The sequence below is a fragment of the Streptomyces sp. ICC1 genome (assembly GCF_003287935.1).
GTDB lineage: Bacteria > Actinomycetota > Actinomycetes > Streptomycetales > Streptomycetaceae > Streptomyces > Streptomyces tritrimontium.
This window is the reverse complement of sequence record NZ_CP030287.1, coordinates 2,691,577-2,707,398: the sequence shown is the minus strand read 5'-3', so window position 1 is coordinate 2,707,398 and position 15,822 is coordinate 2,691,577. Positions and strand designations below refer to the sequence as shown.

The 15,822-nt window shown below is 71.0% G+C and carries 16 protein-coding genes; 11 read left to right on the top strand and 5 right to left on the bottom strand.

The window, feature by feature from the left end:
• Positions 1 to 35: 35 nt before the first annotated feature.
• Positions 36 to 1,685: a thiamine pyrophosphate-binding protein gene (locus DRB96_RS12785; RefSeq protein WP_112448561.1), complete on the bottom strand. Its 1,650-nt coding sequence runs from the start codon at positions 1,683 to 1,685 to the stop codon at positions 36 to 38.
• Between the two features lie 45 nt (positions 1,686 to 1,730).
• Positions 1,731 to 2,555 carry a type 1 glutamine amidotransferase domain-containing protein gene (locus DRB96_RS12780; RefSeq protein WP_112453380.1) on the bottom strand — a complete coding sequence of 275 codons (825 nt, stop codon included), beginning with the start codon at positions 2,553 to 2,555 and terminating at the stop codon, positions 1,731 to 1,733.
• 264 nt (positions 2,556 to 2,819) lie between these two features.
• On the opposite strand from DRB96_RS12780, the gene DRB96_RS12775 reads away from it, so the two are divergent.
• The 5 genes from DRB96_RS12775 to DRB96_RS46265 all read left to right on the top strand — a co-directional run bounded on the left by DRB96_RS12775 (position 2,820) and on the right by DRB96_RS46265 (position 6,338).
• Positions 2,820 to 3,092 (top strand): UBP-type zinc finger domain-containing protein, encoded by a 273-nt coding sequence (locus tag DRB96_RS12775; protein WP_112448560.1) that lies wholly within the window; start codon positions 2,820 to 2,822, stop codon positions 3,090 to 3,092.
• Between the two features lie 134 nt (positions 3,093 to 3,226).
• Positions 3,227 to 4,870 carry an FAD-dependent oxidoreductase gene (locus DRB96_RS12770; protein WP_204358020.1) on the top strand — a complete coding sequence of 548 codons (1,644 nt, stop codon included), beginning with the start codon at positions 3,227 to 3,229 and terminating at the stop codon, positions 4,868 to 4,870.
• A gap of 60 nt (positions 4,871 to 4,930) precedes the next feature.
• Positions 4,931 to 5,428, top strand: coding sequence for a hypothetical protein (locus DRB96_RS12765; protein ID WP_112448558.1), 498 nt, complete (start codon positions 4,931 to 4,933; stop codon positions 5,426 to 5,428).
• 92 nt (positions 5,429 to 5,520) lie between these two features.
• Positions 5,521 to 5,850 carry an antibiotic biosynthesis monooxygenase family protein gene (locus DRB96_RS46270; protein ID WP_112448557.1) on the top strand — a complete coding sequence of 110 codons (330 nt, stop codon included), beginning with the start codon at positions 5,521 to 5,523 and terminating at the stop codon, positions 5,848 to 5,850.
• The gene (locus DRB96_RS46265; RefSeq protein WP_112448556.1) at positions 5,847 to 6,338 is read left to right on the top strand and encodes a group II truncated hemoglobin; all 492 of its coding nucleotides are present in this window, start codon (positions 5,847 to 5,849) and stop codon (positions 6,336 to 6,338) included. Before DRB96_RS46270 ends, DRB96_RS46265 begins: the two co-directional genes overlap by 4 nt.
• Here DRB96_RS46265 and DRB96_RS12750 read toward each other — a convergent pair.
• Entirely contained in the window at positions 6,248 to 7,930 is a 1,683-nt protein-coding gene (locus DRB96_RS12750; protein WP_239517724.1) for a phospholipase D family protein, read from the bottom strand. The two genes, DRB96_RS46265 and DRB96_RS12750, sit on opposite strands and share 91 nt — an antisense overlap.
• Positions 7,931 to 8,200: 270 nt before the next feature.
• Here DRB96_RS12750 and DRB96_RS12745 point away from each other — a divergent pair, with 270 nt between their 5' ends.
• The 3 genes from DRB96_RS12745 (at position 8,201) to DRB96_RS12735 (ending at position 9,297) form a co-directional block, all read left to right on the top strand.
• Positions 8,201 to 8,548, top strand: coding sequence for a DUF3618 domain-containing protein (locus tag DRB96_RS12745; RefSeq protein ID WP_112448555.1), 348 nt, complete (start codon positions 8,201 to 8,203; stop codon positions 8,546 to 8,548).
• Positions 8,545 to 8,811, top strand: a complete 267-nt coding sequence (locus DRB96_RS12740) for a DUF4235 domain-containing protein (RefSeq protein ID WP_112448554.1) — start codon at positions 8,545 to 8,547, stop codon at positions 8,809 to 8,811. The genes DRB96_RS12745 and DRB96_RS12740 overlap by 4 nt, the downstream gene beginning before the upstream one ends.
• Before the next feature lie 135 nt (positions 8,812 to 8,946).
• Positions 8,947 to 9,297 (top strand): PRC-barrel domain-containing protein, encoded by a 351-nt coding sequence (locus tag DRB96_RS12735; RefSeq protein ID WP_112448553.1) that lies wholly within the window; start codon positions 8,947 to 8,949, stop codon positions 9,295 to 9,297.
• A gap of 222 nt (positions 9,298 to 9,519) precedes the next feature.
• Here the strand turns inward: DRB96_RS12735 and DRB96_RS12730 are convergent, their stop codons facing one another.
• The gene (locus DRB96_RS12730; RefSeq protein WP_112448552.1) at positions 9,520 to 10,593 is read right to left on the bottom strand and encodes a YihY/virulence factor BrkB family protein; all 1,074 of its coding nucleotides are present in this window, start codon (positions 10,591 to 10,593) and stop codon (positions 9,520 to 9,522) included.
• Between the two features lie 339 nt (positions 10,594 to 10,932).
• Here DRB96_RS12730 and DRB96_RS12725 point away from each other — a divergent pair, with 339 nt between their 5' ends.
• On the top strand, positions 10,933 to 11,358 hold the full coding sequence (locus DRB96_RS12725; protein ID WP_112448551.1) for a hypothetical protein: 426 nt from the start codon (positions 10,933 to 10,935) through the stop codon (positions 11,356 to 11,358).
• A 155-nt stretch (positions 11,359 to 11,513) separates the two neighbouring features.
• On the opposite strand, the gene DRB96_RS12720 is transcribed toward DRB96_RS12725, so the two are convergent.
• Positions 11,514 to 13,613 (bottom strand): MMPL family transporter, encoded by a 2,100-nt coding sequence (locus DRB96_RS12720; protein WP_112448550.1) that lies wholly within the window; start codon positions 13,611 to 13,613, stop codon positions 11,514 to 11,516.
• A gap of 654 nt (positions 13,614 to 14,267) precedes the next feature.
• Here DRB96_RS12720 and DRB96_RS43745 point away from each other — a divergent pair.
• Both DRB96_RS43745 and DRB96_RS12705 read left to right on the top strand, forming a co-directional pair.
• Positions 14,268 to 14,831, top strand: a complete 564-nt coding sequence (locus tag DRB96_RS43745; protein WP_204357706.1) for a hypothetical protein — start codon at positions 14,268 to 14,270, stop codon at positions 14,829 to 14,831.
• Between the two features lie 231 nt (positions 14,832 to 15,062).
• Positions 15,063 to 15,701, top strand: a complete 639-nt coding sequence (locus tag DRB96_RS12705; protein ID WP_112448548.1) for a TlpA disulfide reductase family protein — start codon at positions 15,063 to 15,065, stop codon at positions 15,699 to 15,701.
• Positions 15,702 to 15,822: the final 121 nt, after the last annotated feature.

Sequence of the window (15,822 nt, the reverse complement as noted above, 5' to 3'; positions counted from 1 at the left end):
GGGGCGGCCGTGCGGGGCGGCCGCCCGTCCGTCCGTCAGATCTGTACGTCGACCAGGAAGGGCCCGGGGTGGTCCAGCATCCGGCCCACGGCCTGGACCGCCTCGTCCGGCTTCTCCACCCGCACGCCGCCGGCGCCGAGCGACCGGGCCAGGGCCGCGAAGTCGATCTCGGGGCGGGAGAGGTCGAAGGAGCCCGGGAAGCGGTGCTCGGGAATCTCCCGCTCCCGCCAGTACTGGGCGATGTTGTCGTCCAGCAGCCGGTACTTGCGGTTGTTGCAGACCACGAACTTCGCGTCGATGCCGTGCCGGACCGCGGTCCACAGCGCCTGGTAGGTGTACATCGAGCCGCCGTCGCCCGCGAAGCCGACGACGAGCCGGTCCGGGCGGGCGAGCTTGACGCCGACCGCGCCCGGGAAGCCCACCCCGAGCGAGCCGCCCCGGGTGAGGTGGTAGTCGCCCGGCCGCTCCGGCGGCAAGTACTTCGTGACCAGCGGGGAGGTGGTCAGCGCCTCGTCGAAGACGATCAGGTCCCCGCCGGTGCGCTCGGCCAGCGTCCGCAGGAAGACCGCCATCGTCGATCCGTCCGCGTCGGCCCCGTCGAGCAGGTTTGCGCGCGCCCGCTCCCGGGTCCGCGCCTCCAGCCGCCCGGCCGCCGCCGCCCGCCGGGCGGGGGTCAGCAGGTTCTCCAGTACGCCGGCCAGCGCGCGCAGCGCCTGGCGCGGATCGGCGGCGAGCCCGAGGTCCACCGGGTGGTTCTTGGCGATCTCGTAGGCGTTCAGGTCGATGTGCACGACCTTCGCGCCCGCCCGGAAGGGGCTCTCCAGCTCCGGGAACACCTCGGGGAAGACGTAGGTGCCCACGATCAGCACCCCGTCGGCGTCCCCGATCAGCTCCTTGCTGTGCGGGCCGAACATGTGGCCCGTCTGGCCGCGGCGCAGCGGGTGCGAGGCCGCGATGTTCACCTCCGAGGAGTCGACCTCGTACACGTCCGCGCCGAGCAGCTCGGCGACGGCGGCGAGTTCGCGCTGCGCCCCGGAGAGCGCGACCCCGTCTCCGACGAGGACGACCGGCCGCTCGGCGGAGGCGAGCAGCTCGGCCGCCCGCCCCACCGAGGCTGGCGAGGGCGCCACGTCCGTGAGCGGCACCGTGGTCGGCAGGACGGGCTCGGAGTTGAGCTCGTCCAGCACGTCCATCGGCAGCGCCACGAACACCGGGCCGCGCGGCGGGGTCAGGGCGATCTTCACCGCCCGCCGGATGGTGCGCAGTACGGAGTGCCGGTCGGTGACCCGGGTCGCGTACTTGGTCACCGGCTTGGCCATCGCCACCAGGTCGCACGCCATCTGCGCGTCCATGGCGTCGTAGCGGACCCCGGCGTCGCCGGCGACGACGACGAGCGGGGTGTGCCCGCGCAGCGACTGGTAGAGCATGCCGATGCCGTTGCCCAGCCCGACCCCGGAGTGGAGCTGGAGCAGGGCCGCGCCGCCGGTGGCCCGGGCGTAGCCGTCGGCGATGCCGGCGGCCACGGTCTCCTGGAGGGCCAGGACGTAGGAGAAGTCCTCCGCGGCGTCCACCGCGTCGAGGAATCCCTGTTCCACCGTCCCCGGATTTCCGAACATGATGTTCAGGCCGTCGGCCTTGAACTGGTCGATCAGCCTTTCCCGTCCGGGAGTGGCTCCGGAACTCATCGAACTCCCCCTCTTTTTCCACCGGGTTGCCGGGACGCTCCGGAATTACCAGCCGTACCGGGTGAGGCCGTTCTCCAGGACTTCCACGATCTTCTGCCCCGTGAGATAGGAGTCGGGGGTGGAACGGCCCGTCACGAACGGGAAGTCGACGATCACCGAAAGCGGGTGGCCGAAGTTTCCGTGATAGGCGCCGCCCGGTCCGGTCGCGTCGCGCAGGATGTACTCCAGCGGATACGGCGGCGGCCCCATGTTGAAGTCGGTACCGAGGAATCCGGTGCCGTCCTTGTAGTCGTATTCCTTGCAGTGGCCGGTCACGTGCTTGCCCCAGATGATGCTGCGGCGGTCGCCCCAGTCCCGGGCGAAGGCCAGGCAGGCCACGCCGTAGCACTCGGCGGCGACGACCTTGCCGGCGTTCTTGAACGCCAGGATCAGGGCGTGCACGCGCTCGTTGTTGGCGAGGTCCACGATCGGGCCGCTGCCGCCGACGATGAGGAGCGCGTCGAAACCGGCGATGTCGGCCTGGAGCTTGTCCAGATCGCGGTGGTACTGCTCCAGCTTGGGCAGATAGCCCTCGTCGCTGGTGTACGGGCGCTCGGGCGCCCACGCTTCGATGTCGAGCGGGGAGTCGAGCCGGCTCGACTGCTCGAACTCCCGGCCCAGCCGGGCGTTCTCCTCGGTGGTGACCGAGCGTCCCAGCGGAGGATCGATGTAGTTCGCGTCGAGGCTCGGCGGGAGAGCGTGCGCACGCTTTCCGGTCGGCGTGGCGAATACGACTTCATAGCCCTGCTCGTCGAACTTCGATACGGGGCCGATCAGTTCCTCGGCCCAGTAACCGTGTTCGGAGACAATGACCAGAATCTTTCTGCTCACGGATTCCTCCAGGCGCCGCCTGTTGTCGTTGGCGTCCCCCACACTGGCCGTGCCGGGGGTTCCCGTCAAAGCGCCCGTGTGCGACTTCGTGAGGTAGTCGCCCAGGTCAAGCAGGTACCTCAGGAAGTCGTCCGCGAGGTCATGAAGTAGCTTCCGTACTACCTGACTTCGGCCGAATCGGTGAACCCTCGCCGAACCTCCCCCTTATGGTCTGGACGCGCCGTGAATCACGGGTGCGATACGCGTGAGAGAGGGACGGGGACGATGACGATGGACCTGTTGTGCACCCACATCGATCAGATACGTCCGGTGAAACCCGGCACGGAGGGCTGCGAGGAATGCCTCGCCTCCGGGGACACCTGGGTGCACCTGCGGATGTGCCTGAGCTGCGGGCACGTCGGGTGCTGCGATTCCTCGAAGAACCGTCATGCCACCCGGCACTACGGAGCCTCCGGGCACCCCCTGGCGGCCTCCCACGAGCCCGGCGAGGACTGGGCCTGGTGCTACGCCGACAAGCTGATGCTGGACGCGGCGTGAGCGCGGCCCCGGAGAGCGCGGCCGCTCCCGCCGGTGCGGCCTCCCCGGCCTCCCCGACCGACCCGGCCTCCCCGACCGGTGCGGCGGCGACCAGGGCTGCCGCCGAGCGTGCGGAGAACCGCAAGCCCGTCATCCTGGCCGTGGACGACGACCCGCAGGTGCTCCGCGCCGTGCGCCGGGACCTGCGCAGCGCGTACGGCGACCGGTACCGGGTCCTCGGCGCGTCCTCCGCCGCCGATGCCCTCAAGATCCTGGACTCCCTCGACGAGCGCGGCCACGACCCCGCGCTCTTCCTCGTGGACCAGCGCATGCCCGACGTCACCGGCGTCGAGTTCCTGCTGGAGGCGGTCAGCCGCTTCCCCGACGCCCGCCGCGTGCTCCTCACCGCGTACGCCGAGACGGACGCGGCGATCACCGCCATCAACCGGGTGCGCCTGGACTACTACCTGCTCAAGCCGTGGGACCCGCCGCACGAGCGGCTCTTCCCGGTCCTGGACGACCTGCTCTCGGACTGGCTCGCCACCTACCGCCCGGCGTACGACGGGATCATCGTCGCGGGCCACCTGGTCTCCCCCGGCACCCACGCCGTCCGGGACTTCTTCACGCGCAACGGACAGCCGTTCCGCTTCCTCAACGTCGAGCGGGACCCGGAGGCGCTGACCGTGATCGCCGCCGCCCAGGCCGGCGCGGCGCTCCCGCTGGTCCGCTTCCCGGACGGCTCGGTGCTCGCCGCGCCGACCGACACCCAGCTCGCCCAGAGCCTGGGCCTGGCCACCACCGCCTCCCGGCCGCACTACGAGTGCGTCATCGTCGGGGCGGGTCCGGCGGGGCTCGCGGCCGGCGTCTACTCGGCGTCCGAGGGCCTGTCCACGCTCATGCTGGACTCGCGGGCCCCGGGCGGCCAGGCCGGCACCTCCAGCCTGATCGAGAACTACCTCGGCTTCCCCTCCGGCCTCTCCGGCGCCGACCTGACCCGCCGCGCCACCATCCAGGCCGCCCGGTTCGGCGCCGAGATCCTGCACCCGGTGGAGGTCGTGTCGCTGACCCGGGACGACCCGGCGAAGATCCTGACCCTGGCGGACGGTACGGAGATCAGCGCCGAGACGGTGCTCCTGGCGACCGGGGTCTCGTACAACCGCCTGGACGCCCCCGGCGCGGACCGCTTCGAGGGCGCCGGGCTCTACTACGGCGCGGCGACGACCGAGAGCTCGGCGTGCATCTCGCAGCACGTGTTCATCGTGGGCGGCGCCAACTCGGCCGGCCAGGCCGCCGTCCACTTCGCCAAGTACGCGGCCCGGGTCACGATCCTGGTCCGCGCGGCCTCGCTCGACGACAGCATGTCCCGCTACCTGATCGACGAGATCGCGCGCACCCCGAACATCGAGGTGAAGGTCCGCACGACGGTCGTCCGCCTCCACGGCGAGGAACACCTGGAGCGCCTGACCCTCCACCACTCGGACACCGGCGAGGACGAGGAGGTCCCGGCCCGGTTCATGTTCACCTTCATCGGCGCCCGCCCGCACACGCAGTGGCTGGCCGGGGTGGTCGAACGGGACGAGTACGGCTTCGTCCTGACCGGCTCCGACCTGATCGCCAACGGCGGCGAACTCCCCGCGGAGTGGAGCCTGGAGCGCGCCCCGTACCCGCTGGAGACCAGCGTTCCCGGGGTCTTCGCGGCCGGCGACGTACGGGCCCACTCGGTCAAGCGGGTCGCCTCCGGCGTGGGCGAGGGCGCCATGGCGGTCTCCCTGGTCCACCGCTACCGGTCGATGGGCTGACAGCGAACACGGCCCCGGCGCCCTTGCGATCAAGGCCGCGCCGGACGCACCGTTGATTACATGATTACAGCTGAGCAGAACGACCAGCTCCGCACGTGGTTCGCCGAGCGCCTGCCGGTGGACGTCTACGAGTCGCTCCTCTCGGTCACGGTGGACCGGGAGGAGATCACCGTCGTCGGGACCCTCCCCGCGGCCGAATCGGCCGCGGCCTTCCGCGAGCGCACCCGCGAACAGCGCGTCGAGGTCGCCCGGGAGGCGGAGGAGCTCTACCGCCGCAAGGTGTCCTGGGCCGTCCAGTCGGGCGAGGACCGGACCCTGTTCACCCACCTCTCTGTCCCGGTCATGACCCGCCTGCGCCAGCCCGAGCGCCAGGTCCTCGACACCCTGGTCGCGGGCGGCGTCGCCCGCAGCCGCGCCGACGCGCTGGCCTGGTGCGTACGCCTGGTCGGACGCAACACCGACACCTGGCTGACGGAGCTGCGCGAGTCCCTGGACCGGGTCCAGCGGGTCCGCGCCGAGGGCCCGGACGTCACCGACTCCCAGAAGTCTGGGTCATAACGCCGAAAGGGCTCCGCATCCGCGCATGATCACGCAACGCTGACCCAGACCCAGCGGCGATCAACGCCCGACCCCAGGGAGAGGCCCGCACCATGACCACCACCGTCGAATACATCCGCTACCGGATCGCATTGGACGACCAGCCGGCCTTCGAGGACTCGTACGCCAGGGCCGCCGACGCCCTGGCCGCCTCGCCGGAGTGCATCGACTACGAGCTGGCCCGCTGCGAGGAGGAGCCCGAGCGCTACATCCTGCGCATCCGGTGGACCTCGGTCGACGCCCACCTCAACGGATTCCGCAAGGGTGAGCACTTCCCGGCGTTCTTCGCCGCGATCCGCCCGTACGTGACGGCCATCGAGGAGATGCAGCACTACCTCGTCACCGAGGTGGCCGGCCCGGGAAAGGCGTCCACCCCGTCATGAGCACCGCACCCGACACCGCACCCGACACCACACCCACGATCTACGAGTGGATGGGCGGCGAGGAGGCGATGAACCGCCTCACCGACGTCTTCTACGCGCACGCCCTGCGGGACGAGGTCCTGGAACCGGTCTTCGCCGGCATGGACTCCGGGCACCCGCGGCACGTGGCGGTCTGGCTGGCGGAGGTCTTCGGCGGCCCGGCCAAGTACACCGCCTCGCACGGCGGCCACCAGCACATGGCCTCCAAGCACCTGGGCCGCGCGATCACCGAACAGCAGCGCCGCCGCTGGGTGGACCTGCTGATGGACACCGCCGACGAGGTCGGCCTGCCCAGCGACCCGGAGTTCCGCGCGGTCTTCGCCTACTACATCGAGTGGGGCACCCGCATGGCCCTGATCTACTCGGGCCCCAACCCGCCCCCGGTCGACGCGGCGGCGATCCCGGTCTGGTCCTGGGGCCAGACCCCGCCCTGGATCCCGAAGTCCTGAAGCCAAGGAGCCCCGGCCCCGCCGGGGCTCCTCGCGGTCCGGACCGCCGACTGGGGTTGGCCCGTGCCCCAACCGGCCCGGCCGGCGCCGGGCGTAGCGGGGGTGTGCACGATGCCCCAGAGGCCGGCGTCGCGGGCCGAGAGGGCGAGGCGGCGGAGCAGGCCGGTGTCGGCGCCCAGGCCGGTGACGGCGGCGCGCTGGCTCCAGTGGGTGCCGTCGGGTTCGGTGGAGACAGCGTCGAGGTGCTCGCGGGAGAGCCTCAGCCGCAGCTCCCTCGCGAAGCGGCGGGCACCGTCACCCAACCCGGCGGGATCGGCGGGCGCGCGGGAGTCCACGTCGTCGTCCAGGACGGCGCAGTTGAGTTCCGAGTCATGGGTCCAGGACCGCAGGTTGATGTTGTCGGATCCGATCGTGGCCCACACGTCGTCGACGGCGCACACCTTGGCGTGCACGTAGACCGGCGTGCCCGCGCGGTTCTCCAGCCCGTAGACCGCCACCCGTCCGCCACCCGCCTCGCGCAGTTTGTCCAGCGCCTGGACCCTTCCGACCAGGTTCATGGGCCCGGACAGCCGTCCGTCCTGGTCGGGAACGCTGGGTATCACGGCGATCAGGCGGAGTTCGGGGTTCTCGCGCAGCGCCAGGGCGAAGGACTCCACCACCTCCGGGGACCAGAGGTACTGGTCCTCCAGGTAGATGAGCCGCCTGGCCCGCTTCAACGCCTTGAGGTAGCTGCGCGCGACGCTGCGCTCTCCGTCCGGCGCGAAGGGGTAGCCGCGCAGCAGCCGGTTCGGGTAGGTGCGCAGCACCTGAACGGTCTGGTTGCCGCAGGGCGGGGGATCGGGGAGCTGCGGCGGGATGGGATCCGCGTAGGTGTCCTCCCCGTTGATGAGCGCCCGCAGCTTCACGAGCGGGCTGCGGCTCAAGGCGGCCGGATCCTCCCAGCGCTCGCGGAAGCCGGCCTCGATGTCACCGACGGCCGGTCCCCGGACGGCCATCTGGACGTCGTGCCAAGGAGGCCGGGGGCCGTACGCGGCCGCCAGGGGCATGGCCTGCGGATCCCCGTGGTGCGAGGCGTCGTCGTTGCGGCTGTGGCACAGGTCGATCCCGCCGACGTAGGCCACGTCCAGGGCAGGGCGGCCGGGGTGGCGCAGGACGACCAGCTTCTGGTGGTGGCTCCCTCCGGGGCGGACCCGCATGTCGAGCAGGCATTCACCGCCCGCCGCCGCGATCTCCTCCCCGAGGTGCCGGTTCTCGCTCTCGCTGAACCGCAATCCATCCAGGTGGGAGCGCCAGAGCAGGCCCTTGACGAGCACGCCGCGCGCGGCCGCGTCCGCCAGGACGGCGCCGACCTCCGTGCCCTCGCCGTCGAGCCGTTCGTCGGGGTCGCCGCGCCAGTCCGTGAAGAAGAGGAGGTCGCCGCGCCGCTGGGCCCGGATGTTCCGCAGGAGCTCCGCGAAGTACGTGGCGCCGTGCACGAGCGGGCGCGCCTCGTTGCCGCGGGTCCAGGCGGCTCCGTCGGGGTGGCGGCTGTCGACCCGGGTGGCGGTGTTCCCGCGTTCACCGGCGGTGAGCATCCAGTCACTGTGTTTCATTCGTGGCGCCTCCCCTCGACCGGCTACCCACTCGGCAAGGTTTCAGACACGAGTGCGCAGAGGCGGCTGCTTCCCGGAAGCCGCAGCCGGTCCGACCACCAGACCGTTCGGGCGTGAGAGCCAAACGGCGGGGCAGACGGTGTTCAGGCGAACGTCCTCCGCTTGCCGGAGGAGTCGTTCTTGCGTGACTGAGCACGCGTGGAGTCACAAGTCCGCCTGGCCGGCGCACGACACGGGCAGACGAGGCCGAGACCAAGGAGACGAACACCGATGAAGAACCACTCCCGCAGCAACGGATTCACCTCCTCCCTTTCCCCTGGAGAGCTGCGCCACCGGATGGAGCACACCCGTGCCGGGCTGACCCGGACCGTCGAGGCCCTCGCGGGCGGAACCGACGTAAAGGCCCAGGCCAAGGAGACGGCGGCCCACGCCGTGGAGGCGGCTGCCGCGGTGAAGGAGCAGGCCGCACGGCTGGTGAGGGGAAAGACGGCCGAACCCGTACTGGACACGGCGGGCCAGGTGGCGACCACGGCCCGGGCCAACCGGGTCCCGTTGATCGCCTTCGGGGTCGTCCTCGCCGTCATCCTGTGGGTACGTCACGGTCGGGGGCACAAGTGAAGGTGTCGAAGGGCGCGTACAAGCCGGTCGGGCTGGCTCTGGGTTCCGTCAGCGGCCTGCTCGCGGGTATGGCGTTCAAGAAGGCCTGGAAGCTGATCGAAGGGCAGGACGAAGCCCCGAGCGCCACCGACGAGGACCGTTCCTGGACGGAGGTGCTCATCGCGGCCGCCATCCAGGGCGTGATCTTCGCCGTCGTCAAGGCCGGTGTCGACCGGTCCGGCGCCGTCGTGACCCGGCGTTTCACCGGCACCTGGCCGACGTGAGGGCGCCGCGGGCGCCCCGTCGCGAGGTCGACGTGTGAGATCGGGACCGTCGGGCAGGCGGTCGTCGACAGAGGCGCCCGTGACCCGTCGGACCGGGGGAGCGGGCGCGCCGACGCACAGAAGAGGGAGACACCCGTGAACGTGAACGTGTGGAGCTACCGCGAGACTTCGGGCCGACTGGAGGCGATCGACCTGAGCGGGTTCAAGGTCGAGGCGGCCGACGGGGGCATCGGCAAGGTGAGCAAGCACTCCGACGAGGTCGGCTCCTCCTACCTCGTGGTGGACACCGGACCGTGGATCTTCGGCCGGGAGGTGCTCCTGCCCGCGGGTACGGTCACCCACGTCGACGTGGAGGAAGAGAAGATCTACGTCGACCGCACCAAGGAGCAGATCAAGGCGGCTCCCGAGTTCTCCAGCGAGAAGCACATCGGGGACACGGACTACTACAGCCGGATCGGCGGCTACTACGGTGGCTTCATCGGCTGAGGCGACGGCCTACGGCAGGCCCGGGGCGGCACCGCCCCCGCCACCGCGAATGCCGCCGATGGGGCGGGGCCGGACCGATCCACGGTCCGGCCCCGCCCCATCGGCGCGCGAGGCCAGTGCTCGACGGGCATCGCCTTCGCCGGCGCGCGGCGCCGCGGCCTTCGGCTTCCACCGCCGGTTGCCGACGAGCGCCACGGCCGGGAAACGTCCCGCCCACCGGGGTCATGCCATGCGGCGGCGCTCCTTGTCGCTCCAGGTGCGGGTGTCGCGGGGCTCGACGTAGGGCTCCCGGTCCTTGGGCAGTCCGCCGGCGATCGCGCGCTGGCGGGCCAGTTCCGAGTCGAATTCCAGCCCGAGGATGATGGCCAGGTTGGTGATCCACAGCCACACCAGGAAGACGACGACGCCCGCGACGGCTCCGTACGTCTTGTTGTAGGAGGCGAAGTTGGCGACGTAGAACGCGAAGCCGGCCGAGGCGGCCAGCCAGATCACCAGGGCCAGCAGGCTGCCGGGCGTCACCCATTTCCAGCCGCGGCCCTTGGCGTTCGGTGAGGCCCAGTACAGCAGCGCGATCATGATCGTGACGAGGAACACGAGCACCGGCCATTTCGCGATCGACCACACCGTCAGTGCGCCGTCGCCGATTCCCAGGACCAGGCCCGCCTGCCGCGCCAGACCGCCGGTGAAGACCACGATGAGCGCGCTGGCGGTGGCGAGGACCATCAGCGTCAGGGTGAGCGCCAGGCGGAGGGGCAGGGTCTTCCACACCGGCCGGCCCTCGGGCACGTCGTAGACGGCGTTCGAGGCGCGGATGAACGCGGCGACGTAGCCGGAGGCGGACCAGAGCGCGATGGCCAGGCCGACCATCGCCAGCATGGAACCGACGCCGCTTCGGCCCTGCAACTGCGCGACCGCGTCGCTGATGAGGTCCCGGGCCGATCCGGGGGCCAGCCTCTGCAGGTTGTCCAGCACCTTCGCGGTCGTAGCCTCGCCGGCGATCCCCAGGAGGGAAACGAGGACCAGGAGGGCGGGGAAGACGGCCAGCACCCCGAAGTAGGTCAGCGCCGCGGCGCGGTCGCTCAGCTCGTCGTCGGTGAACTCCCTGGCCGTTCCGCGCAGTACGGCCCACCACTGCCGCCTCGGCAGCCCGGAGGGCGTCTCGGGAGCCCCCTTCTCCGCCGGTTGGGCCGGTTCACTCGGTTCGGTCGGCCCCGCGTCCTGGTCCTTGCCGGTGTCCTTGCGTGCGCGTGTGCGTGTGCGTTCGTCATCACGGCGGGCGTGCGAGGCGCTTCTCATGCCCCGCTGGTTTCCAGTTCCGCGCAACTCATGTCACCGATGGCAGGATCCGCAGGACGCGCGGCCCCCTGCGCGGTACGCATCCCCACTTAACGTGATGCGAAAGCATGTACGAATGAATCGGTGCCCCCGACACAAGCTTTCCGGCCGCACGATGCGCGAGTTCTGCAACATCTTCACCGCTTGGCGAGCTGTGAACCCCTGCTGACCTGCGGTTTCGTCCGGAGTGCCGGCGTGGTGGAGGTGTGGTGTGCGGATGCGGGCCCGGTGGCCCTGTGCCAGCTTGGTACGAGTGGGGGCTGGATCAGGGGGCGTCTTTCCCGAAGGGGTGCATCGCAGATGAACCGACTTCTCGCCACGGCCGTGAGCACGGCCGCCGCAGCGCTTCTCGTGGCCGGCGGGGCCGCCTCGGCCTCCGCCGAGCCCACTGACGACGCGACCAAGGAGCTGTGCAGCAGCTTGACCGAACTCAAGGCCGACAACGCGAAGTTGCGCACGCTCGACCCGGCGACCGCCACGAAGGACCAGATCAAGGACGCGCACAACGCCGTCCAGGACGACTGGAAGACCGTCGCCGAGTCCACCGCGCAGTTCAACGCCGCCCAGAAGGACGCGATCAAGTCCGCGGCCAACGACGTGAAGAAGGCGTACGACGACCTGCCCGGCGACACCACCGGGGCCGATGCCCTGACCAAGCTCACCCCGGACCTGCAGAAGCTCGACACGGCCGTCGCGAGCGCGCAGCTCGGCCTGCAGTGCGGCTGATTCCGACCCACCCGCACGCCGAGTGAGGCACGATGACGTCCCCGACCGAGACCGTGGTCGGGGACGTCATCGCCGCGGTGCTGGAAGTTCTTCCAGCCCCCGGTGAACATCGAGGCGTCGCCGTGGACCGTGCGGAACGTCGTGGGCGGATGGGTTCAGTGCCGATCGTCCTGGTGGGCGGCGCGACTGAGGGCGCCGGGCCACCATGCGGCCGGGCCGATGTCCCGGACGAGGGCCGGTACCAGGAGGGACCGGACCAGGAGGGTGTCGAGGAGCACGCCGAAAGCCACGATGAAGGCGATCTGGAGCATGAACGCCAGCGGGATCACGCCGAGCGCGGCGAACGTCGCGGCGAGGACGACACCCGCGGAGGTGATCACGCCGCCGGTGGCCACCAGTCCCCGCAGCACTCCCTGGCGGGCGCCGTGCAGAAGGGACTCCTCGCGGACGCGGGTCATCAGGAAGATGTTGTAGTCGACCCCGAGGGCCACCAGGAACACGAAGCCGTAGAGCGGTACGGAGGAGTCCGTCCCACTGAACCCGAGGAGCTGCTGGAACACGATCGCCGAGATGCCCAGGGTCGCGACGAAGCTGAGGGCGACGGTGGTGACCAGGAGCAGGGGCATCAGCACCGAGCGCAGCAGCCCGACGAGGATGATCAGGATGATCACCAGGACGACGGGGATGATGAGTGTGCGGTCCTGCTCGGCCGTGCGCTGGGTGTCGTACTGCTGCGCGCTGTAGCCGCCGACGATCGCGTCGGCGTCCGGTACGGCGTGAACCGCCTGACGCAGTCGGACGACGGTCTGCTGTGCGGCCCTGCTGTCCGAGGGTGCCTCGAGCGTGGCGTTGAGGCGGATCTTCCCGTCCGCCACGAGCGGGGTGCCGCCCGCCGGGCCCGGTGCGGTGACGGGAGTGACGGCGGCGACGCCTTCGGTCTGCCCGGCCGCCCGCGTGACCTGGGCGAGCTGGTCGGCGTCCGCGATCACGACGGCCGGATTGCCCGATCCGCCGGGGAAGTGCTCGCTCAGGGTCTGCTGTGCGGCCACCGACGGGGCGTCGTTCACGAAGATTTCGTCCAGCGGCACGCCTTTGGCGTTGAGCGTGGGGGCGAACGCGGCGCAGGCCAGGAGCAGGGCGAGACTGAGGGCCCAGACCTTGCGCGGGGCGCGGTCCACCCAGGCCGCCACGGTCTCCCAGATGCCGCGGCCTGTGGTGTCGTCAGCGGTGTGGCGGATCTTGGCGGGCCAGTAGGCGGCGCGGCCCAGCAGGACGAGGACGGCGGGCAGGAAGGTGAGGGTGCTCAAGACCGCGCACACGATGCCGATCGCCCCCACCGGGCCGAGGGCGCGGTTGTTGGTGAGGTCGCTCAACAGCAGGGCGAGCAGGCCGAGGGCGACGGTGCCCGCGCTCGCCGTGATGGGGCCGACCGACCGGCGCAGGGCCGCCCGTACGGCGGCGAATCGGTCCGAGCGGGCCTGGAGCTCCTCGCGGAAGCGTGCTGTGAGCAGCAGGGAGTAGTCGGTGGCCGCACCGATCACGAGGATCGAGAGGATGCCCTGTACCTGCCCGTCGACGCGGACGACGCCCCGGTCGGCCAGCACGTAGACGATCGCGCAGGCGAGTCCCAGGGAGAACACGGCCCCGACGATGATCACCACGGGGAGCAGCAGGCTGCGGTAGACCACCAGCAGGATGAGCAGGACCGCGATCAGGGCAACGGCCAGCAGGAGCCCGTCGATCCCGGCGAACGCATCGGCGAGATCGGCTTGGCTCGCCGCGGGGCCGGCCACCTGTGCGACGGTCCCGGGGACCTTGCCCGCGGCCGCCGCGATCTCCTCCAAGGCGCGGGGCAACTCCTCTCCGAGGTCGGGCTTGAGCTGTACGACGCCTTGCAGCGCCTGGCCGTCGGCGGAGAGGGCGGCGGCGGAGGAAGGACCGGCCACGAAGTCGGCGTCGCCCAGACCGGCCAAGGCCCGCGTGGCTTCCTCCTGCTGCTGGGGACCCGGCTTCGCGCCCGGCGTCTTCGCCGTCCACACCACGACCGCCGGCAGGGTCTCGTCCTGCCGGAAGGCCTTCTGCGCCTCGACGACCTGGGTGGATTCGGCACTGCGGGGCAGGAACGCGGTCTGATCGTTGGTGGCCACCTCGCCGAGCTTGCCCGCGTACGGACCCAGCCCGCCTCCGACGAGCAGCCATGCGACGAGCAGGATGACGGGGATCAGCCATCGGGTGAAGCGTGGTGAGGCGGACATGAAGCTCCTGGAGATCTGTCTCAACAGTTGACAATCTCAATCATTGAGAGAGATGAGACGAGGGGTGTTGCGACAGCCAGGAGGGCCGGCGCCGTTTGTTCGTACCCCTGTCTTCTCCGGTAAGGGCGGCCACGGATGCGGGCCGCCGGAGATTCAGCGCCCCGGCGCCCGCAGCTCGCCGAGTTCCCCGTTCACGGCGGCGAGGAACCGGTGCCGCCTAGCACCTCCTCGCGGACCGGCCGGAGCTGCTGCCCCGGCTGCAGCACGAGGACCGGATGCGGGAGAACTCGTACGGCATGGCCGAGGCGGTCCTCGAGGCGCGCGGTGCGCTCGGCGACCGTACGGCGGCGAGGGACCTGGCGACGCTCGCCTTCAGCCCGTGGCGTCACCGGCGGGAGACCGGCGGGGCCGGGCTGGACGCACTGGCCGCCCGGCGCGGGGTCGAGTCGGTGCCGGCCGAACTCGGCGGGGCCAGGCCCGAGGACCGCTCCGTCGCAGCCCGTATGCGCCATCGAGGAGGCGGGGACATGACCGGCGCGCTCGCCCACTGGCGACCGGGGCGTCGCCTACCGCGCCCAGGCGCTCCTGACCGACCCCGAACGGCTGCGCGCCTACCTGGCCGAGGCGCCGACCGAGGAGGCGAAGCTGTGGGCCGTGTACGCGCTGCACCGTCTGACCGGTGACGCCGCCGAGACGCGGAAGCCGTACGAGAAGGCGGGGCGACCCCGCGTCGAGGTGGCCGGCCTCGACGAAGAGCGGCGCGCCGCGATCGTCCACGAGTACGTCCAGTACACGGAGCGCCCCTCCGCCTTGCCAGGCACGGCACCAGGCGCTGCGGGCTCGGCCGACAAGATCCGAAAGAGACGGCCTGGGCCGCCTGGGTACCCTCGCCTTGTGGAAGATCGCGAGGAGCATGTGAGGTATCAGCAGGACCGGACCGTGCTGGCGGCGATCGGGGCTCATCTCGATCCCCAGATCGGCCGGATCAGCGTGCGGTTGCCGCGGTCCGTTGGCGAGTCGGCCGTTGCCGCCTGGGATCGCGACGAACTGGGTGGGGTCGCAGACGAGAGCCGCGAAGAGTACGCGCTGCGCGACGATGCCGCCGAGCTCGCCTTCATCGGCTTGGCCATCACCTCGCGCGGCGTATGGGAGGGCGAGGAGGTCGTCGTCGACTTGGAAGTCACCGAGATCGCGGCGGCATTGCGGGCCGCGCGGTAGCTCAGGCTGGGGCCGCGCGAGGTCGTCCGCCCCAGCGGGGCAGCGTGAGGCTTCGAGGCCGATGGACGATGGACGATGACGACCGTGGACCATGCCGCGGGGTCCCGCTGAGAACGATGCCGAGGCGTTTGCCGCGCAGCTCGTGGCCGCGTTTCGCGTCGCCGAGGGCCATGGGTTGGGCGGACTCGGGGGCACGGCGGATCGCGCGCGGGCTCATGCGAAACTTTTCCGATGAGCCTCAGCCGCGCCCCCCGTCGCAGCCGCTCGGTCAGCGGCCGCACTGCCCTGCTGACCGCGGCGGCCCTCGCCGGCGCCCTGACCCTCGCGGCGTGCGATGCGGGCGGGGCCAAGTCCGCCGGCTCCGCCGGCTCCGCCGGCGGCAACTACGTGACGGGCTCCAACGGCATCTCCACCGCGGCCAAGGCCGACCGCATCGAGGCACCCAAGCTCGACGGCGAGACCGTCGACGGCAAGACGCTGGACACCACCGAGCTCAAGGGCAAGGTCGTCGTCCTCAACGTCTGGGGTTCCTGGTGCAGGCCGTGCCGGGGGGAGGCCCCGTACTTCGCGCAGGTCTCCAAGGAACTGGAGGCCGCCGGACAGCCCGCCGCCTTCGTCGGCATCAACATCCGCGACAACACCAAGGAGAACGCCGCCGCCTTCGAAGAGACCTACGGGATCACCTACCCGAGCCTCTTCAACCCGGATGGAAAGCTACTGCTCCGCTTCCCCGGGGGCTCGCTCAACCCGAACGCCATTCCGTCCACGATCATCCTCGACAGGGACGGCAAGATCGCCGCCCGCATGCTGGCGGCGGTCAACGCCGAGAAGCTGCGCTCGATGATCGACCCCGTCCTCGCGGAGAAATAGCGCCGGCTTCGGCCTTGAGATGCTGCGAGCAGCACCGAAGGGATGCCCGTGGACGCCGTCATGCCCAAGCCGGTGCGGCCCCGGCCCCAGCTCCCGGCAGCCCTGAGCGCGACCGCGGGCC